21 protein-coding genes are annotated in these 18717 nt (G+C 43.7%); 14 read left to right on the forward strand and 7 right to left on the reverse strand.

What is annotated here, in order from left to right; all coding sequences use genetic code 11:
• Positions 1–94 precede the first annotated feature (94 nt).
• Entirely contained in the window at positions 95–1540 is a 1446-nt protein-coding gene (locus NI464_RS03075; RefSeq protein ID WP_253137727.1) for a SulP family inorganic anion transporter, read from the reverse strand.
• Positions 1541–1757: 217 nt separating this feature from the next.
• Here NI464_RS03075 and NI464_RS03080 point away from each other — a divergent pair, with 217 nt between their 5' ends.
• Positions 1758–2369 (forward strand): glutathione binding-like protein, encoded by a 612-nt coding sequence (locus tag NI464_RS03080; RefSeq protein WP_004280108.1) that lies wholly within the window; start codon positions 1758–1760, stop codon positions 2367–2369.
• Positions 2370–2423: 54 nt separating this feature from the next.
• Here the strand turns inward: NI464_RS03080 and NI464_RS03085 are convergent, their stop codons facing one another.
• The 5 genes from NI464_RS03085 to NI464_RS03105 form a co-directional block, all read right to left on the reverse strand.
• On the reverse strand, positions 2424–3206 hold the full coding sequence (locus tag NI464_RS03085) for a thiazole synthase (RefSeq protein WP_004646601.1): 783 nt from the start codon (positions 3204–3206) through the stop codon (positions 2424–2426).
• A 14-nt stretch (positions 3207–3220) separates the two neighbouring features.
• Positions 3221–3418 carry a sulfur carrier protein ThiS gene (thiS, locus tag NI464_RS03090; protein WP_004280105.1) on the reverse strand — a complete coding sequence of 66 codons (198 nt, stop codon included), beginning with the start codon at positions 3416–3418 and terminating at the stop codon, positions 3221–3223.
• A 36-nt stretch (positions 3419–3454) separates the two neighbouring features.
• Complete coding sequence (locus NI464_RS03095; protein WP_044112682.1) at positions 3455–3820, reverse strand: DUF423 domain-containing protein; 366 nt, start codon at positions 3818–3820, stop codon at positions 3455–3457.
• Between the two features lie 119 nt (positions 3821–3939).
• A complete protein-coding gene (rpoH, locus tag NI464_RS03100; protein WP_004280101.1) occupies positions 3940–4809 on the reverse strand; it encodes an RNA polymerase sigma factor RpoH in 870 nt (289 codons plus the stop codon).
• Between the two features lie 136 nt (positions 4810–4945).
• Positions 4946–5179 carry a sulfurtransferase TusA family protein gene (locus tag NI464_RS03105; protein WP_253112897.1) on the reverse strand — a complete coding sequence of 78 codons (234 nt, stop codon included), beginning with the start codon at positions 5177–5179 and terminating at the stop codon, positions 4946–4948.
• Between the two features lie 382 nt (positions 5180–5561).
• Here NI464_RS03105 and NI464_RS03110 point away from each other — a divergent pair, with 382 nt between their 5' ends.
• Together NI464_RS03110 and rhlB are read left to right on the forward strand one after the other, a co-directional pair.
• Positions 5562–5777 carry a cold-shock protein gene (locus NI464_RS03110; RefSeq protein WP_004280099.1) on the forward strand — a complete coding sequence of 72 codons (216 nt, stop codon included), beginning with the start codon at positions 5562–5564 and terminating at the stop codon, positions 5775–5777.
• 101 nt (positions 5778–5878) lie between these two features.
• Complete coding sequence (gene rhlB / locus NI464_RS03115; protein ID WP_004280098.1) at positions 5879–7030, forward strand: ATP-dependent RNA helicase RhlB; 1152 nt, start codon at positions 5879–5881, stop codon at positions 7028–7030.
• Between the two features lie 60 nt (positions 7031–7090).
• Here the strand turns inward: rhlB and NI464_RS03120 are convergent, their stop codons facing one another.
• Positions 7091–7471 carry a hypothetical protein gene (locus tag NI464_RS03120; protein ID WP_004646604.1) on the reverse strand — a complete coding sequence of 127 codons (381 nt, stop codon included), beginning with the start codon at positions 7469–7471 and terminating at the stop codon, positions 7091–7093.
• Between the two features lie 259 nt (positions 7472–7730).
• Here NI464_RS03120 and NI464_RS03125 point away from each other — a divergent pair, with 259 nt between their 5' ends.
• The 11 genes from NI464_RS03125 (at position 7731) to NI464_RS03175 (ending at position 18655) form a co-directional block, all read left to right on the forward strand.
• A complete protein-coding gene (locus NI464_RS03125) occupies positions 7731–8312 on the forward strand; it encodes a nitroreductase family protein (protein ID WP_253137728.1) in 582 nt (193 codons plus the stop codon).
• A 33-nt stretch (positions 8313–8345) separates the two neighbouring features.
• The gene (locus NI464_RS03130) at positions 8346–9419 is read left to right on the forward strand and encodes an NAD(P)H-dependent glycerol-3-phosphate dehydrogenase (protein WP_253137729.1); all 1074 of its coding nucleotides are present in this window, start codon (positions 8346–8348) and stop codon (positions 9417–9419) included.
• 76 nt (positions 9420–9495) lie between these two features.
• A complete protein-coding gene (gene sixA / locus NI464_RS03135) occupies positions 9496–9951 on the forward strand; it encodes a phosphohistidine phosphatase SixA (RefSeq protein WP_253137730.1) in 456 nt (151 codons plus the stop codon).
• A 30-nt stretch (positions 9952–9981) separates the two neighbouring features.
• Positions 9982–11121: a type II secretion system protein GspL gene (gene gspL, locus NI464_RS03140; RefSeq protein ID WP_253137731.1), complete on the forward strand. Its 1140-nt coding sequence runs from the start codon at positions 9982–9984 to the stop codon at positions 11119–11121.
• Positions 11121–11600 carry a type II secretion system protein GspM gene (gspM, locus tag NI464_RS03145; RefSeq protein ID WP_253137732.1) on the forward strand — a complete coding sequence of 160 codons (480 nt, stop codon included), beginning with the start codon at positions 11121–11123 and terminating at the stop codon, positions 11598–11600. The genes gspL and gspM overlap by 1 nt, the downstream gene beginning before the upstream one ends.
• A gap of 90 nt (positions 11601–11690) precedes the next feature.
• Complete coding sequence (locus tag NI464_RS03150) at positions 11691–12692, forward strand: quinone-dependent dihydroorotate dehydrogenase (protein WP_004729961.1); 1002 nt, start codon at positions 11691–11693, stop codon at positions 12690–12692.
• Positions 12693–12697: 5 nt separating this feature from the next.
• Positions 12698–13279, forward strand: coding sequence for a CvpA family protein (locus NI464_RS03155; protein ID WP_005246742.1), 582 nt, complete (start codon positions 12698–12700; stop codon positions 13277–13279).
• A 24-nt stretch (positions 13280–13303) separates the two neighbouring features.
• Positions 13304–14839, forward strand: coding sequence for an amidophosphoribosyltransferase (purF, locus tag NI464_RS03160; protein ID WP_004729956.1), 1536 nt, complete (start codon positions 13304–13306; stop codon positions 14837–14839).
• An 89-nt stretch (positions 14840–14928) separates the two neighbouring features.
• Positions 14929–16818, forward strand: coding sequence for a M48 family metalloprotease (locus tag NI464_RS03165; RefSeq protein WP_253137733.1), 1890 nt, complete (start codon positions 14929–14931; stop codon positions 16816–16818).
• 204 nt (positions 16819–17022) lie between these two features.
• The gene (locus NI464_RS03170; protein ID WP_005246739.1) at positions 17023–17667 is read left to right on the forward strand and encodes a hypothetical protein; all 645 of its coding nucleotides are present in this window, start codon (positions 17023–17025) and stop codon (positions 17665–17667) included.
• Positions 17668–17689: 22 nt separating this feature from the next.
• Positions 17690–18655 carry a 2-hydroxyacid dehydrogenase gene (locus tag NI464_RS03175; protein ID WP_005246738.1) on the forward strand — a complete coding sequence of 322 codons (966 nt, stop codon included), beginning with the start codon at positions 17690–17692 and terminating at the stop codon, positions 18653–18655.
• Positions 18656–18717: the final 62 nt, after the last annotated feature.

An 18717-nucleotide genomic window follows, 5' to 3' on the forward strand; every position in this document is an offset into this window, starting at 1 on the left:
TCAAACTTTTCTCGGTATTTCTCCATAAAAATTGGCGAGATCTTCCAGATAAAATAAAAGAGCCAATTGAGGCTCTTTTATTAATCATCGTTCATCAGCTACTAAAACGGTCAATCAGTGTACTGCTGGCTTCATTTAAACCGATCACTGTTACGTCTATATTTTGGGCTTTAAACTTCTGAATCACGTTATTCAGCATATTGACCGAAGTCACGTCCCAAATATGCGCATGGGTCAGATCCAGTTCGACATGCTCAAGCTTCTCTTTAAAATCAAAGAACTGATAGAACTTCTCTGAACTGCTAAAGAATATCTGTCCAGAAATAAAGTAGCTGCGTGAATGAGCCGAATTCAAATGCGTATAGACATGTACGGTTCTTTCCAGTTTATTAATAAAAAACAGGGCAGAGAGCAATACGCCGACAAATACACCAAGCGCCAGATTATGAGTGACAAGCACGACAATAATCACGGCAATCATCACGGTATTAAATTCTAGCGGATGTTTGCTGAATTGCTTGATTGCTCCCCATTGAAAGGTGGTAAATGCCACCATAATCATGATCGCAACCAGAGCTGCCATTGGGATATAAGCCAGCCAGTCTTTCAAAAAAACCACGAGACACAGCAGAAACACGCCAGCGACCAGAGTCGATAAACGGGTACGTGCCCCTGAAGACACATTGATAATTGACTGGCCGATCATGGCACAACCGGCCATCCCGCCCATAAAGCCGCTGACAATATTGGCCATACCCTGACCACGACATTCCTGATGACGGTCACCTTCAGTTCCGGTCACTTCATCAATGACCGTAGTGGTCATCATGCTTTCCAGCAAACCGACAGTCGCCAAGGTAAAGGAATAAGGCAGGATAATTTGCAAGGTTTCCAGATTGAGTGGAATCTCGGGAAGCAGGAACACCGGCAAGGTATCTGGAAATTGCCCCAAATCACTGACGGTACGCATATCTGCACCCAAGAAGAGAGCTAAACCGCTAAGTACGATAATACAGATCAAAGGTGAGGGAATGGCTTTACCGATTTTAGGGATATAAGGAAACAGATATATAATCGCCAGACCAATCGCAATAAACAGATAACCGGTGCTATCCATCCGGTTAATTTCCGGGATTTGTGCCACAAATATCAGGATCGCCAAGGCATTCAAAAATCCGTATACCACCGCCTGAGATACAAAACGCATTAATTTAGCGACTTTAAAATAACCGGCAATGACCTGAATGATGCCGGTCAGAATTGTGGCAGCCAGCAGATATTGCAGACCATGTTCTTTTACCAAGGTAATCATCAAAAGCGCCATTGCACCTGTAGCCGCCGAGATCATGGCAGGACGACCGCCAAAAAAGGCAATGGATACTGCAATGCAGAAAGAGGCATATAAACCGACTTGCGGATCGACACCGGCAATGGCAGAGAAGGCAATTGATTCAGGAATCAGGGCAAGTCCCACCACCAGACCTGCCAATACATCTGTGCGGATATTGGAAAACCATTCTTCTTTTTTCAGGCTAATCACGAAATATCATCTAAATTTGGAAAACCTGTGTATGTTAAACAGATAGAGATAAAAATCTACACAAGATTGACTTGCAAAAGCCCAGAATATCCTGAATATTGAATGAGTAACTGCCCTGAGGTGACAGTTACGCTTTTTTGCAATTTACAGGTTTGATCACTTGAAAGTTTGTCAGAAGCGATTTAAAACATTGAGAAGTGTATAACAAGGATCAGAAATGAAGCTTTACTATTCACCAGGTGCCTGCTCACTGGCAGCACATATTATTTTAAATGAAATTAATGTCGATTTTGATTTGGAACGTGTTGATTTAAAAACACATAAAACAGAAAAAGGTACGGATTATTACGAAGTTAATCCTAAAGGCTATGTACCAGCGTTAGAAATTAACCCTGGTCTGATCCTGACAGAAAATGTTGCAATTCTACCGTTTCTTGCTCAACACGATCCAAAACAAGATCTGATTCCACCATCGGGCATGGGACGTGCCAAAGTGCTGGAATGGTTAGGTTATCTGAACTCTGAACTACATGATGCCTATGCGGTGTTCTTCGGTGGCAAGTTATCCGAAGATGAAAAGAAAAAAGCCTATGCAGAGATTGATCGACTATTGAGTTATATCGATAAAGCGATTGGTGAATCGGACAATGATTATCTGGTGGATGATAACTTTGGGCCTGCGGATGCCTATCTATTTGTCTTGACCAACTGGTCGAACCAGATTGAGCATGATTTGAGTCCATATAAAAATATTATTCATATCCGTAATAAAGTGGCAGAACGTCAGTCTGTACAGATTGCTATGCGTGATGAAGGTCTGATTCCTTAACTAAAAACAAAAATAAAGGACTCAATTGAGTCCTTTATTTTTGTTCATGAAAATTTATTTAAAGAAATAGCCGGTTTCCGGTGAGCTGGCATTGGCCATACGCTTGCGCGGCATACGGCCTGCAAGAAAAGCTTCTCGGCCTGCTTCAACGGCTTTTTTCATCGCAGATGCCATTAATACCGGATTTTGTGCAGCTGCAATCGCTGTATTCATGAGTACACCATCACAACCCAGTTCCATCGCAATCGCGGCATCACTCGCTGTACCGACACCGGCATCGACTAGGACAGGAACTTTGGCATTTTCCTTGATGATTGACAGGGTATGTGGATTCAGAATGCCCAGACCAGAACCAATCAGGCTACCCAATGGCATAATCGCAACACAGCCCATGCTTTCCAGCTCTTGCGCCACGATCGGATCATCCGAGGTATAAACCATGATCTCAAAGCCATCGTCAATCAAGGTGCGCGCAGCTTTCAGTGTTTCGGTTACGTTTGGATAAAGTGTCTTTTCATCACCCAAAACTTCAAGTTTGACCAGATTGTGGCCATCGAGCAACTCACGCGCCAGCATACAGGTGCGGACGGCACTATTGGCATCGAAGCAACCTGCGGTATTCGGCAAAATGGTATATTTTTCCGGAGGAATGACTGACAGCAGGTTCGGCTGGTCAGGATCTTGGCCAATATTGACCCGGCGAATAGCGACAGTGACAATCTCTGCACCGCTGGTTTCAATGGCCTGCTGAGTTTCATTTAAATCTTTGTATTTGCCCGTGCCTACCAAAAGGCGTGACTGGAATTGGCGTGAACCAATCTGTAATAAATCTTGCATAATTGTCCCGAGTATTAGCCGCCACCGACCGCGTGAATAATTTCTATTTTGTCTGTATCGCAAATTGGCGTATCGCCCAATCTGCTTTTAGGAATAATCATTTCATTGACTTCAACTGCAAAACGCTTACCCTCAAGCGCCATACTCTGAATCAGTTCCAGCAGATTCTTGCAGTGAGTTTCCTGTTGTTCGCCATTGATATAAATCATCATTCTAGCAACCCTCCATGATTTAAGTGTTGTTCAGACTTATCTGGCGTATTTTAAAGCATTCCAGGCCAGAATTAACCATCCGGCAATCATTAAAGCACCGCCAATAGGTGTAATAACCCCTAAACCGCGGGGTAATCCTAAGGCCATGATATACAGTGAGCCAGAAAACAGTAAAATGCCGACCTGAATCAGACCGAAGCTCCATTGAATGGGCAATGCAGGGATGACTTTCGCCAGTAAAGAAAGAATTAGTAGTCCTAAGGCATGATAGAAAAAATAATCCGTTGCCGTTTGCCACCAGCCGAGCTGTGCTTCAGTTGCACGTGCTTTTAAACCATGTGCACCAAAAGCACCGAGCATAACTGCAAATGCCAAATTAAGTGCTGAAATCGCAATCCACATTTGAATTGATCTTCCTGATAAAGTTTGCGCTCAACCTTAGCATAAATTCAAAATGCGGACATAAAAAAGCCTTCATCAAAGAAGGCTTTTTCGAGGTAAATCAGTAACGGAATTTGGTGTTAATTGGATGACATCGCCACTTTAATTTTTTCCATGGCATTTTTTTCCAGCTGACGAATACGTTCCGCAGAAACATTATATTCGGCTGCCAGTTCATGCAGGGTCGATTTCTCGTCATCTAGCCAACGGCGTTGCAAGATATTACGTGAACGATCATCTAGCTGATCCATGGCTTCGTGCAGAGCAGAGGTGCTTTGCTCCTCATAGTCTTCATTTTCAATCAGACGAGCCGGGTCATAACGGTTATCTTCAAGATATAACGCTGGTGCCACATGGGTGGAACCTTCATCATCGTCATCGCTTGATGCATCAAAAGCCGCATCATACGCCGTCAGACGGCCTTCCATTTCCAGTACTTGTTCTGGTGTGACATTTAAATCATTGGCAATAGACTGTGCTTCTGCGAGCGTCAACTTTTTCGATGATTTCTTCAGGCTGCGCAGATTAAAGAACAGTTTACGTTGCGCTTTAGTGGTGGCGATTTTCACGATACGCCAGTTACGGATCACGTATTCGTGAATTTCCGCCTTGATCCAGTGCACGGCAAATGACACCAAACGTACGCCCATATTCGGGTCAAAACGTTTCACAGCTTTCATCAGACCCAGGTTGCCTTCCTGAATCAGGTCACCTTGTGGCAGACCATAACCTGCATAACTACGCGCAATATGTACCACAAAACGCAAGTGCGACATGACCAGCATTTTCGCTGCATCTAAATCTTGGTCATAGTAATAGCGTTCAGCCAACTCTTTTTCTTGTTCGGCTGTTAAAATCGGAATCTGATTGACAGTGCTGATATAAGCACCGAGGTTGACACCTGGCGCCGATAATGACAGGGGCATCAACTGATTGCGGCTGTCACTCATGTGTTCTCCTTGAAGTGCGGGATAACCCTAAACTAGGTTTTATCTTAATCCAATCTCTCCACAAATAATGGATATTTGGGTAGAGAAATGTAAAAAAGTATACGAAAGTGAGGATCAACAGTTTAATTGAAATTTTTTAAGATTCAATTAAGTAGTGAAACTCTGTATCAGAAATTTTTTTAAATTCAAGCTTGAGCTGATGCAGCTGACAATAGCGGCTGACATCTGTCTGGCTATGCGGATCAGATGATTTCAGCAGGAATGTTTTCTGATTTCCGGCCTTTAGTGCGCGCTTTAACATTAATAGCGGCATCGGGCACGGTTTTCCCATAGCGTCTATAAGGCTGAATTGCGCTGGATCTTCGGACATTGCGGTTTTATTTAGATAGCAGAAAAGGCTATAAATAGTAGCAAATATGATGCCAGAACCAAACTGGTTTCAGAAAAAGAAGATCTAAATGACTTTATAAAGTCTTTTGACAATTTTCATGAAAAAAATAACTAAATCAAACAGAACATGCTAAAAAAAATCTATTAATTGTGATAAACCCATGTTAAGCTCGTTGCGTATTTGGGACTTTGAATAAACAAAGTGATTGTTTTTCACCCTATTACATAAATGGATGTAACCGGGATTTTGTTGATAGTTTTACAGAATGATTACAAGCTTAAAAATAATATTTTCAAACTTGTTTGCTCTGCTGTTTGCAACACCGGGTGGTCCTTCTTTTAGTTTCAATGAGGATTAACTTATGACAGCTGCTCGCGAACAAGGCGTAGTTAAGTGGTTTAACGATACTAAAGGCTTCGGCTTTATTCAACGTAATGGCGGCGATGACGTATTCGTTCATTTCCGTGCTATCCAAGGTGACGGTCACCGTTCACTTCGTGACGGCCAACGTGTTGAATTCAGTGTTGTTAAAGGCCAAAAAGGCTTTCAAGCTGAAGAAGTTCAACCATTAGACTAATCTTCGGATTAAGCTAAAAAGAAAACGCTCCAATATAACTTGGGGCGTTTTTTGTTTATACTATCCCTATCTTAGTGATTACCCAATTAGAGCACCGCTTTATGTCATCTGGTTTTGAAACCTTAAATTTACATCCCAATCTAAAAAAAGCGATTGATGCTTTAGGCTTTACCACCATGACGCCTATCCAGCAGAAGGTTTTGAAATTCACGCTGGCAGGACATGATGCCATTGGCCGTGCACAGACAGGTACAGGTAAAACTGCGGCCTTTTTAATTAGTATCATGAATGATCTATTAAATAATCCGATTCAGGAACAACGCTATCGCGGCGAACCGCGTGCGCTGATTTTGGCACCGACCCGTGAACTGGCGTTACAGATTGAAAGCGATGCACAGGATCTGGCGAAATATGCTGGTCTCAATGTGGTGACCTTGCTGGGTGGTGTGGATTTTGACAAGCAAAAGAACCAGCTTAATAAAGCGCCTGTCGATATTATGGTGGCTACACCGGGTCGTTTGATCGATTTTGTAGAACAAAAAGAAGTCTGGCTGGATCAGATTGAATTTTTGGTCATTGATGAAGCCGACCGCTTACTAGATATGGGCTTTATTCCTTCAGTAAAGCGCATTGTGCGTTTCTCGCCGCGTAAAGAACAACGTCAGACTTTAATGTTCTCTGCAACTTTCAGCTACGATGTGCTGAATCTTGCACAACAATGGTTATTTGAACCGGTCACAGTTGAAATTGAACCGGAAAAGAAAACCAATGCCGATGTCGAACAACGGGTTTATATGGTCGCCAAGGCGGACAAATATAAATTGTTGCAAGAAATTCTGCGTGATGAGCCGATTGAAAAAGTCATGATTTTTGCCAACCGTCGTGATCAGGTGCGCAAACTTTATGATCATTTAAAACGTGATGGTTATAAGGTGGTGATGTTGTCGGGCGAAATTGCTCAGGACAAACGCCTGAAAATGCTGGACCAGTTCAAAAATGGTAAACATAACATCATGATTGCAACAGATGTTGCAGGTCGTGGCATCCATGTTGATGGTGTATCGCATGTAGTGAACTTCACCTTGCCGGAACAGTCGGATGATTATGTGCATCGTATTGGCCGTACCGGTCGTGCGGGAACCAGTGGTGTGAGTATCAGTTTCCTTGCAGAAGATGATGCGTTCTATCTGCCAGAAATTGAAAAAGCCATTGGGCAAAAATTGCCTTTGACCCGCCTGGAAGGTTACTGCTAATCCAGACCATAGAAAAACCGCTCTTGAAGAGCGGTTTTTTATTGCGCTGTGGTTTAAGGCTTATTTGGCCTGACAGCGAAATGTAAGCACTGTCTGATAATCATCATTCTGGTTTAAACCGGTATTGGTACCTGCGATATTCCCGAGAACGGTAGCCGCTGCCTGAATCATCTGACCTGTTTGTTCATCGACCACGCCTTTTAAAGCGCCGTTATAAGCTGTCTTTTCATCCACAATAATTGGGGTTGATCGAGAGCCACAGGCTTTATTGGCCGCAGTAATCGCGTTGTTTTTCGAGGTCAGTTGATTTTTACCTAATCCGGTCACTTCATACTGGTTATTTTCCTTTTGCACTGCCAATGCAGTCGGGTTTGAGGCACAAGCAGTAAGCAATAATGCGGAAATAGCTAATCCGCTGAAAGCGATTGTTTTTTTCATCATGAAATCTCAAGTAAATACGATGCTGAATATTTCAACACAGCAAGCAGCGCAGATTTTGTAGCTGTTGTATAGGTTTGGCAATTTTTGGTATAGCTCTATGTGAGTTAGGTGAAAAATAGAGCAGCACAGGATTGAAAAACCAAGCAACTTTATCTTCAAATTGTGATGAGCGTGCTGAATCGCTATGAAGTTTCTAGCGTATTTTTCTTTGAATATGCTAATCTTGAGTATGGTTTTTTAAGTGTAGATATACAAGGCAATGACGGAATCTGCGATTGACATCGTTCATCAAAATATTCACCAACGGCAATCGATTGGTCATCTGCTGGCACCCGCACCCAATGCAGAACAACTGGAAAGAGCCTTTCAAGCGGCATTAACTGCACCCGATCATCATCGGCTCAAGCGGACCACATTTGTGGTGGTTCCAGATAATCAGCGTGAAGCTTTTGGAGGGTTGCTGTCGCAGGCGCTCGTCGATTTGGGTGAAACTGAAACAGCGCAGATTGAGCGGGTCAAGAATCATCCATTTCGTGCGCCTTTATTGGTGCTTGCCTTAACGCGTTTGCAGGATCATCCTAAAGTTCCGCATTTTGAACAAATCCTTAGTTCAGGCGCAGCCATTCAGAATTTTCTGTTGTCACTTCAGGTTCAGGGTTTCTCGACCATGTGGCGTAGCGGTGCTGTAGTCGAGTCTGGCCTGTTTAAGCAGGCATTGGGAATTTCAAAAGATGATCTGGTCTCAGGTATTATTTATATTGGCACTGCAGCAAAAGCAATTCCAGCACGCGCAGAGATTCAAACCGGTGATTTTGTCAGTTATTGGAACCAGAACAGCTAGTTTGCAGGGTATAACAGGATATTAAAAAATAAGATGTCAGAATTAAATTTCTCAAAACTGGTAGAACCGGTTGCAGTTGATCATAAGACAGCTTTAAGAGTCACGGTATTGGGTGGGGGCAGCTTCGGTACTGCAATGGCCAATACTGCAGTGCGTAATGGTTGCAATACCATGATCTGGATTCGTGATGAAGCAGTTGCGGCAGATATTAATGTCACGCATATCAATAAACGCTATTTGCCAGATTTTAAGTTAGAAGAAAATCTGCTGGCGGTGTCAGAACTAGAACAGGCTGTGCGTGATCGAGATATTATTTTAGTCGCTATTCCGAGCCATTCTTTCCGGGATGTCTTGCAGCAAATCAAACCTTTTATTACATCGCAAGCCGTGATCTCGCTGACCAAGGGTATTGAAGCCAAAACCTTTAGTTTCATGAGCGATATTATTCGTGAAGTGTTGCCTGAAGTGTCTTATGGTGTGTTATCAGGACCGAATCTGGCCAAGGAAATTGTGGCAGGACAGCCGGCAGGAACCGTGATTGCCAGCCAGTCCGAGCTGGTGCGTTATGCCGTACAACAAGCCCTACATAGTGCCTTGTTCCGCGTATTCGCCAGTGATGATGTGCATGGGGTAGAACTCGGGGGCGCATTAAAAAATATCTATGCTGTCGCGATGGGCATGGCTGCTGCGTATAACGTGGGTGAAAATACCAAGAGTATGATCCTGACCCGTGCTTTGGCTGAAATGAGCCGTTTTGCAGTAAAACTCGGTGCAAATCCGCTGACCTTTCTTGGGCTTTCAGGTGTGGGTGATTTGTTCGCAACCTGTAGCAGTCCGCTCAGTCGTAATTATCAGGTGGGTTACGCACTTGGCAAGGGTAAGACTTTGGAGCAGGCAACAACTGAACTGGGTCAAACGGCAGAAGGGATTAATACCATTTTGCAGGTCAAGGCACGTTCGGAAGAACTCGATGTGTATATGCCGATTACTTCGGCCTTGTATGATGTGATTTTTGAAGGTGCGCCGCCACTCAATATTGCCTTGTCATTGATGAAAAATGGTCATCGCAGTGATGTTGAATTTGTCTTGCCACATCATCAAGTCTGATCTATAACACAGGGACTGTCTGCGAATTGTCATATCAGCTAGTTAACATGCAGGCAAAAGAATATAAGGAAATCAAATGCAACTGACTTTAGTTCGACATGGCGAGGCCGCACCACCGGTCAATGGTAATGACACCAAGCGACCTTTAACGGAGCGTGGTCATCAACAGGCTGAGCAAACTGCACAGTTCTTAAAGGATCTGATTAAGCCTGAAGTCTTTGTGGTCAGTCCGTTATTGCGTGCGCAGGAAACTCTGGCACATTTGCAGCAGTATTTTAAAGATGTGCCGGTGGTGATCTGTAATACCATCAAACCGGATGATGATGCCAAAGTCGCAGTGGAATGGTTGTCGCAACTGCCTTATGAATCGATTGCAGTGGTATGCCATATGAATGTGGTGGCACATATGTCTTCCATTCTGCTGGCTGAATCTTTTCAACCTTATGCATTGGCAGAAGCACGTATTTATGATCAGGCGGTGATTGCCCCTGGCTTATCCACACAGATAAAAAGCTTTAGTCCTACACTATAAAAAATTAATTAAAACGGCAGAACACAATCAATGTTGTATTTATGGATGCCTGAAGCCAATGGGGTTTGGCAATGGTCAACTGGGGAATTCTGGAACACTGCGGACACATTAGAACAGCTGATTCAGGATATACAGGCTCATCATGGCGAAGAGGCGGTGGTATTTTTCCCGAGCCGTCATGTGCAAATTTTGCAGCAGACCTTGCCCAAGAGCCAATATAAGAAAATGGGCAATGATGGCATTAAATATTTGCTCGAAGAATATGTGGTGCTGCCGGTAGATGCCATGAAAGTGCTGCATCATTTTCAACAGCCGGATCAGATCAGCATTATGGGAATTGCGAATTCTACGCTTGAGACCTTGCAACATGCTTTAAGCCTGATCCCGGTCAAGCTAGCAGCTTTGTTGCCGGACTTTTTAGTGCTGCCGGTTCCTGATGCCAATCATCGTGTGATTGCTCAAATTGGTGGGCGTTTGCTGGTGCGCGAGTCGGAATATATCGGTCAGTCGCTAGATGATCTAAGCCTTTATCTGGATTATCAGTCCAAGGACCTCAGCTATAAGGTGAGCAACCTGAATCAGGAGCAGTTGCGTAGTCTTGAAGCACTCATCACTCAGGAGCAACTGGAGTCTTTCCAATATGGTATTCCTGTACTGAAAAAACCAAAACAGCATCCGTTTAATATATTGCCTAAAGCAAAATCTGATGGTGCTATTTCCGGTTACTGGAAAGCCTGCGCGGCAGTTTTTCTGGGTATTTTGGTATTGCAGTTTAGTTATGATGCTGTGCGCTGGTATCAATATAAAAAAGTGGCGAATCAGACTGCCGCGCAAGCCATTGACCAGTTTAAATACTGGTTTGGACAAAATTATCCGGTCACTGAGCAGAATATCAAAAGTCAGTTTGAAGGGCAGTTGCGTCAAAGCCAGATTGCAGATACGCATGCATTACAGCTGATTAGTCGGGTGGGGCCTGTCTTGATGCAAAATCAGATTGTGGCACAACGGGTAAATTATGATACTTCTGTGCTAAGTATGGAGCTTAAGGTTAATTCATCAGAAACGTTAAATGCACTGACCACGCAATTGAGCCAGCAAGGTTTTAAGGTGGAGCTGGGGAATATTCAGGCCAGCGGAACAGCTGCGATCGGACTGGTGAGGATTCAATAATGAAAGGCCTTGAAGCGCTACAAAATCGTATGGATCAGTCTTTTGAAAAACTGAGTGATTATCTGGACAGCTTGTCGGTACGTGAACGGGTAATGGTAATTTTTACCACTGTTTTTGTGATTGTGGGGGCAGTCGGTTCTGCACTCTGGTATATGCATCAGGCGGCAGATACCCAGCAAAAACGCTTAAATCAGCTGAAAGATACCATTGTTTGGATGCAAAGTAATGCAGTAACCATGAAACCGGCTGGGGACACCCAACTGGATGCAGCGGAGAAAGTACAGCGAGTCGCACAGCAGCAAGGATTGTCGGTGGCTTCCCAGCAAATGGAAGGAAAAATTCAATTGGCGGTCATGCATGAAAATTATGCAGTACTGGCAAATTTCCTGACTCAGCTGGCACAAATGGGGCTAAGTATCGAGAAAATGGAACTAAATAATGAGGCAGGACAGATTAAATTAACGGCGACCATACAATAAACGGTAAAAATAAAGATTTGCAAAGCATGGTTTTTTTGTCAGCCTATGCCTATAATATGCCGACTTAAAAAGCAGTAGACTTTTCTGGATATGTTGTATTCTCTAGCCCGCCCTTTGTTGTTTTCTTTAGCACCAGAGCGTGCACATGAGCTGACATTATCACTATTGAAATCATCCCATAAAATGGGCTTGATGCGTCAAAACGTTGCTGCGAAACCTGTGACCTGTATGGGAATCGAATTTCCCAATCCGGTAGGTCTTGCGGCAGGTTTGGACAAAAATGGTGCCTATATTGACGCCCTTGCCGGTCAAGGTTTTGGTTTTATTGAAATTGGTACCATTACCCCGCGACCGCAAGCCGGCAATCCTCATCCGCGTTTATTCCGTTTGCCACAGGCCAAAGCCATTATTAACCGTATGGGCTTTAATAATGATGGCGTGGATCAGCTGGTTGAAAATGTCAAAGCGGCCAAATTTAAAGGCATTCTCGGTATTAATATCGGTAAAAACGCTGATACTCCGGTAGAAAAAGCAGTAGATGATTACCTCATCTGTTTAGAAAAAGTCTATAATTATGCTTCTTATATTACCGTCAACATTTCTTCTCCCAATACCAAAAACCTGCGCAGCCTGCAAAGTGGTGATGCACTCACCGAACTGCTGGAAACACTGAAGAAGCGTCAGCTTGAATTGGCTCAGGAATACCAGCATTATGTACCTTTGGTACTGAAAGTGGCGCCTGATCTGGATAACAGCGATATTGCCTTTATTGCCAAGCAATTATTGCAATTCAAGATTGATGGCCTGATTGTGACCAATACCACACTGTCACGTGAAGGTGTAGAGGGTCTGGAGCATGCAGAGGAAGCAGGTGGTTTGTCTGGCGCGCCAGTATTTGAGAAAAGTACCGCATGTCTGGCTGCATTTGCTGCGGTATTAAAAGGACAAATTCCATTGATTGGTGTGGGTGGTATTCTTTCAGGTGCAGATGCTGCTGCCAAGAAACAGGCAGGCGCCAGCCTTGTACAAGTTTATAGTGGCCTCATCTATACTGGACCTAAACTTGTAAAAGATTGTGTAGACGCACTTTAAATCCTATGAATGCCATTGATATCTTTCTACTGATTATCTTGCTCATTGGAGGGCTCAACGGTTTGCGTCAAGGATTTATTAAAGCCTTTGCGAACTTAGTGGGATGGATCTTTGCCCTGATTGTTGCGGCAAAATATTCAACGCTACTTGCGCCGTCTATGGTTGCTCTGAGTACAGATCCAGTCGTACAAAAGATTGCGGCCTTCGCTTTTATCGTCCTGCTGATTGTAGTTCTGACCTGGATCGTTACTGCACTGTTGAACCGTATTTTAAAGAGTCTTAAACTGGGTCCTCTTAACCGTCTGGCGGGTGGTGTCTTTGGTAGCCTGAAAGGTTTGCTGATTGTTCTGATTACCATGCAGGGAATTGGCCCGTGGGTAGAAAGCTCACCTCACTGGAAACAGTCCAAGTTTATTCAAGCCTTATTGCCTTATGCACCTTGGGCGACTCAAATGTCGAAAGAAGCCGCGAATGGCGCACTACAACATATCAAGCCTGAAGGGACATCGAAACCTTCAGCTTCATCATCTGAAACATCGTCCAAGTCTGGAGCTGCAGATGAGTCTACAAATAATCCTTTTTATTAATCCTAGCTTGTCTGCGAGGTTGCTATGTGTGGAGTAGTTGGTATAGCTGGTAAATCACCCGTTAACCAAATGTTGTTTGATGCATTAACGATGTTACAACATCGTGGACAAGATGCAGCTGGGATCGTGACATGTGATGAAGGACGTTTATTCCTGCGCAAAGACAACGGCATGGTGCGTGATGTATTCCATACTCGTCATATGCGTGCTTTGAAAGGAAATTACGGTATTGGTCATGTGCGTTATCCAACAGCCGGTTCATCGAGCAGTGCTGAAGCACAGCCGTTTTATGTGAACTCACCGTACGGGATTACCTTAGCACATAATGGTAACCTGACCAATGCCGAAGAAATTCATGATGACCTGTTCAAAACTGACTTGCGTCATATGAACACTGATTCTGATTCAGAAGTCCTGTTAAACGTGTTTGCGCATGAACTGCAAAAACATGGCAAACTGGTACCGACGTCGGAAGATATTTTCCATGCGGTAACACGTGTGCATGAGCGTTGTAAAGGTGCTTATGGCGTGGTGGCGATGATTACCGGTCAAGGTCTGGTGGGCTTCCGTGATCCAAATGGTATTCGTCCACTGATCTACGGTTCACGTGAAACTGAACAGGGTATGGAATATATCATTGCCTCTGAGTCTGTTGCGATTACTGCGCTGGGCTTTAAAGTTGAGCGTGATATTCTACCGGGTGAAGCAGTATTTATTGATTTGGAAGGTAATTTCTTTACCAAGCAATGTGCGGCGAATGCTGAATATCGTCCTTGTATTTTTGAATATGTTTATTTTGCCCGTCCAGATGCCATCATTGATGGAATCTCAGTGTATAAAGCACGTTTGAAAATGGGTGAGAAGCTGGCGCAAAAAATTCTGCGCGAGTGGGGTGAAGAGCATGATATTGATGTGGTAATTCCGATTCCGGATACTTCACGTACTTCTGCACTGGAACTTGCCAATATGCTGGGCGTGAAATTCCGTGAAGGTTTCATGAAAAACCGTTATATCGGTCGTACTTTCATTATGCCGGGGCAACAGCTGCGTAAAAAATCGGTACGTCAGAAACTGAACCCGGTTGAGCTTGAGTTTAAAGGTAAAAACGTACTGTTGGTGGATGACTCGATTGTCCGTGGTACAACCTGTAATGAAATTATCCAGATGGCTCGTGATTCTGGCGCGAAAAAAGTATTCTTCGCTTCTGCAGCACCGATGGTGAAATATCCAAACGTTTACGGTATTGATATGCCAGCAAAATCAGAATTGATTGCATCGGAACGTAGCGTAGAAGAAATCCGTGAAATTATTGGTGCTGATCGTCTGATTTTCCAAGATCTGGAAGATTTGAAAGATGCGGTAAGAACCACCAAGGTGCCGGACGTCAAAGACTTTGATTGTTCAGTGTTTGATGGTATCTATGTTTCGGGTGGCATTGATGCGCAATATCTGGATGATCTTCAGCAAAAACGTAGTGACAGCGCCATGAAAGAAAGCAATTATATTGATGTCAATATTGATGCAGCCTCAGTGGATTTGACCGGTGTGCGTGAAGTCTAAGTAGTTAAAATCATCATGAAAAAGCGGGAATTTCCCGCTTTTTTGTTTTATGATGAGCCCATTGAAAATCATCATTTTAGGGTTCTGCATTGCGAAACGTAGGATACGATTTTATAAAAAACAAAAATATAGTACTGCCTGTAAGTTTTTGCCTGATTGCAATTCTGTTGACTATTTTTATTATTAATACCGTTGTTGGTCTCTTTGTTTTTTATACTGATCCTAGCCAGTCGATCTTCTGGCATACGTTGAGTCCCTATCTGATTGCTTTGCTGTTATGTGCCATGATGATCTCGGTCATCTATGAATTTTATATTTTTCGGAATGGTGGTTATTCGCTGGCGAAGCAGTTGGGTGCACGTCGGTTGAGTCCGATGGACAGTATTCCAGAAGAAAGTGCTGTACTGCACATTAACCAGCAGCTGGCAGAGATTTTTCTGATTGATGTTCCGGCGGTATATGTGTTGCCCGATGAAGTCGGTGTTAATGCGCTGACGGCAGGGTTTAGTCCGCGGGATACCGCAATTATCCTGACTTGGGGTGCGATACAAACACTGGATAAAGTCGAGCTGTATGGCTTGCTCAGCCATGAATTCAATAAAATCCTGTCTGGTGAAGCTGCGGAAAATACCCGTTTGAAAATTCTGTATAGCAGTTTAACTACGTTTAGTCAGTGTGGCAGTAAGATTGCCAAGTCCGGTTTTTATCGAGCGGGTAGTCCTCGTGAAAACAAGTTCGAAACTTTCTATATTTCAGTGGGCGCGGTGATCTGGCTGATTGGTAGTTTGGGTGTTTTGATTTCCCGTTTTATTAAATATATTTCACTGGGTGGTCGAACCTATAAAAATGATCGGAAGACCCGTCGCCTGATTCAAAATGATGCCAATATCCAGACTTTACTCAGAATCCATGTGCATCATTCTGGCTCCCAGATTTATAGTGAATATGCTGAATCCATTTCACATATGTGCTTTGCCAATTCCTTGAGCCCACAAAACTGGCTGAATATTCATCCCAATATCAATCAGCGGATTTATGAATTAAATCCTGCCTTGATTCAGGACTTACAGCTTGAGAATCTGAAAAAACTCAAGAATCAGCCTTTGTTTAGTTTGTTTCGTTCTTTGGAAGAAGTGGTGCCTGAAACTGCAATGAGCTGGAGCTCGCCACAACCTTTGCCTTTGTTGCGGCTGTCTCCGATCAGTTTTGCAATTAAAGATGCGATCAAACCACTGAATCCGGAACTTCGGCTCAAGATGCCACGTCCGGAACTGATTAAGCGTGCATTACAAACCGCAACTGGTTCTCGTGAAGTGATGGTCGCCATTTTAATGATCCGTCAATATCGTGAATTTATTCCGACTGAGGCTGAAGTTAGCCGTGCCATTGTAGATTCATTGCTCAATCTGGACGGGCGGGTGCATATCTCGATTTTCCAGCAAGCTTGTAACAATATTGGTGGCATGCCGACAACTGTTGCACGCCAGTTTTTGATGAAGCTGGCACGGATTATTCAGGAAGATGGCGAAATTGGCCTGTTGGATGCATTATTACTGGAATGTGTGAAATACGAACTGAATTTGCTTCCTGCACATACGCCTACAGCACTCGATGAGGTCAAGCCACAGATTGTGCGTTTGATCGACGCCTTGCTGCATGTACAGCAGATTAATAGCGGCAACCAGCTTGAGGTGCGGGAGCGGATTTTAAACCGGATTCTGACCGCTCAGGAACTGGACTTATATAATGAAATTTCTGATGAGCCGATTGATCTAGCAGAAATCCTGAATGATATTGCGGGGCTGTTATTGCGTGATCGCCTCAGTATTTTAGGTATTGCAGAGGCCTGTTTGTGGAGTGATCGTATCGTGACACAGGATGAGTTGGACGTGATAGAGCTGTTGTATTGGCGCTTGGGTTTTGAGGCAGAACAGGTCGTTCAGCAAATGTTAAAGAAGAACAGTTTAACCATTCTGTAGAAAATAAATGAGAACGCGCAGCTTTAGCCGGAATCTGTTATAACAGCAGGAATGGTTTAATTGTGTATTAAAAGCACGGTTTTTAGCAGACAGCTAAACTTTGTACTAGAATCCATCAGGATAAAAAAGAAAAGCTGAAAAAGTTCGGCAAAGCACAGGCAATCCGGCTAAAATGTTCAGCCTGAAATTGGTGATGATGAAAAGATGATTGGGCATCAGCGTGACATACTGGCAACATTAGGAATCGATCTCTGGATTCCTAGGGACAGCGCATGTCAGCCGCACCAGGTTTCGATCTGGCGTGATCAGGCTGCACCTGAATTTCACACCGATATCGTCTTACCACAGCCTGCTTCCGTAGAGGCGTTGGCTGATCTACCGATTCCTGAGCCAGAGCCAATTGTTACGCTTAAGGTTGATACACCACCTGCGGCACCGACTCACATTGCAACTGTTCAGGAACAGCGTGAAATCGTACAAATCCCGCCATTCAGTTTGCAGGCTTTAAGTCTGGCACATTGCAGTATCGTGATTGATGCAACTGCAATGACCGAAGACACCCAGAATTTATGGGGCAATATCCAGCGTGCAGTCCCAGGTGAGTTTCATGAGCTGAACTGGCCATTTCCCTGGGCCAATGTTCAGGATGGACGTGGTGTAGAATCCTATATTCAGGGTTTTCTGGATGGAATGAGTGCAGAGAAAAATATTATTTTCCTCGGGCCTGTAGCGCATATATCAAATACGAAAATGATCCAGTTGGCATCTTTACAAGAAATGCTGGATCAGCCGATTCTAAAAAAACGTTTATGGCAGTTTATGCAAAATAGGACTGCCAGTCTGGAATAATCTTGCTGTGGAATAAAAATAGATGAAACAAAAAGTGGTTGTATTTAGTCAAATTGATACTGATATTCAAAACAAGCTGGAACAAAATTATCAGGTTAGTTATATACAACCGAAGCTAGGCGATGTGAATCAACAGCTTTTGCAGCAGGTTCAGGATGCTGATGGCATGATTGGCGCAGGGCGCTTGTTGAATCGCGATAATCTGGCCAGTGCCACCCGGTTAAAAATTATCTCCAGTGTCAGTGTCGGTTATGACAACTATGAACTGGATTATTTAAATGAAAAGAAAATTTATCTCAGTCATACGCCGCATGTACTGACTGAAACCACTGCTGACCTGGCTTTCACTTTACTGATGTCAGCAGCACGCAAAGTGGCTTACCTGGATCAATGGACCAAGCAGGGACAATGGCAGCGTACCGTGGGCGAAGCACAATTTGGTATGGATATTTTTGGAAAAACCCTCGGAATTATTGGTCTCGGTCATATTGGAGCTGCAATCGCACGTCGTGGTTTTTACGGTTTTAATATGAATATTCTGTATCATAATCGTCGGGAAAAACCAGAACTTGCTCAAGGGTTGAATGCGAAATATTGCCAGCTTGAGGAACTGTTACAGCGTTCTGACTTTGTGGTCGTTGCAGTAGATTTGAATGCGGATTCTAAGGCGCTGATTGCGACAGCGGAATTGGCTAAAATGCAATCCCATGCAGTATTGGTCAATATTTCACGTGGCTCGGTCATTGATGAACAGGCATTAATTTCAGCTTTAAAAGCCAAGCAGGTTTTTGCTGCCGGTCTGGATGTGTATCAGAAAGAGCCGTTAAAGGAATCGGAATTATTCCAGTTGGATAATGTGGTTACATTGCCACATGTGGGTTCGGCCACTGCAGCCACCCGTAAAAAAATGGCAGAACTGGCTTATCAGAATCTTGTTGATGCCTTGGAAGGACGAGTACCTCGTTATGTAGTCAATCCGGAATTTTAAAACGCCATTAAATGTAGTTGGAATGGTATTAAAAAATAACATTTTCTTGCGTCTCTGCTCAT

The organism is Acinetobacter lwoffii (assembly GCF_024129685.1).
GTDB lineage: Bacteria > Pseudomonadota > Gammaproteobacteria > Pseudomonadales > Moraxellaceae > Acinetobacter > Acinetobacter lwoffii_X.

Coding starts and splice junctions, on each gene's coding strand:
- NI464_RS03080 (WP_004280108.1), top strand. CDS start 1,758: ATGAAGCTTTACTATTCACCAGGTGCCTGCTCACTGGCAGCACATATT.
- NI464_RS03085 (WP_004646601.1), bottom strand. CDS start 3,206: ATGCAAGATTTATTACAGATTGGTTCACGCCAATTCCAGTCACGCCTT.
- thiS (WP_004280105.1), bottom strand. CDS start 3,418: ATGATGATTTATATCAATGGCGAACAACAGGAAACTCACTGCAAGAAT.
- NI464_RS03095 (WP_044112682.1), bottom strand. CDS start 3,820: ATGTGGATTGCGATTTCAGCACTTAATTTGGCATTTGCAGTTATGCTC.
- rpoH (WP_004280101.1), bottom strand. CDS start 4,809: ATGAGTGACAGCCGCAATCAGTTGATGCCCCTGTCATTATCGGCGCCA.
- NI464_RS03105 (WP_253112897.1), bottom strand. CDS start 5,179: ATGTCCGAAGATCCAGCGCAATTCAGCCTTATAGACGCTATGGGAAAA.
- NI464_RS03110 (WP_004280099.1), top strand. CDS start 5,562: ATGACAGCTGCTCGCGAACAAGGCGTAGTTAAGTGGTTTAACGATACT.
- rhlB (WP_004280098.1), top strand. CDS start 5,879: ATGTCATCTGGTTTTGAAACCTTAAATTTACATCCCAATCTAAAAAAA.
- NI464_RS03120 (WP_004646604.1), bottom strand. CDS start 7,471: ATGATGAAAAAAACAATCGCTTTCAGCGGATTAGCTATTTCCGCATTA.
- NI464_RS03125 (WP_253137728.1), top strand. CDS start 7,731: ATGACGGAATCTGCGATTGACATCGTTCATCAAAATATTCACCAACGG.
- NI464_RS03130 (WP_253137729.1), top strand. CDS start 8,346: ATGTCAGAATTAAATTTCTCAAAACTGGTAGAACCGGTTGCAGTTGAT.
- sixA (WP_253137730.1), top strand. CDS start 9,496: ATGCAACTGACTTTAGTTCGACATGGCGAGGCCGCACCACCGGTCAAT.
- gspL (WP_253137731.1), top strand. CDS start 9,982: ATGTTGTATTTATGGATGCCTGAAGCCAATGGGGTTTGGCAATGGTCA.
- gspM (WP_253137732.1), top strand. CDS start 11,121: ATGAAAGGCCTTGAAGCGCTACAAAATCGTATGGATCAGTCTTTTGAA.
- NI464_RS03150 (WP_004729961.1), top strand. CDS start 11,691: ATGTTGTATTCTCTAGCCCGCCCTTTGTTGTTTTCTTTAGCACCAGAG.
- NI464_RS03155 (WP_005246742.1), top strand. CDS start 12,698: ATGAATGCCATTGATATCTTTCTACTGATTATCTTGCTCATTGGAGGG.
- purF (WP_004729956.1), top strand. CDS start 13,304: ATGTGTGGAGTAGTTGGTATAGCTGGTAAATCACCCGTTAACCAAATG.
- NI464_RS03170 (WP_005246739.1), top strand. CDS start 17,023: ATGATTGGGCATCAGCGTGACATACTGGCAACATTAGGAATCGATCTC.
- NI464_RS03175 (WP_005246738.1), top strand. CDS start 17,690: ATGAAACAAAAAGTGGTTGTATTTAGTCAAATTGATACTGATATTCAA.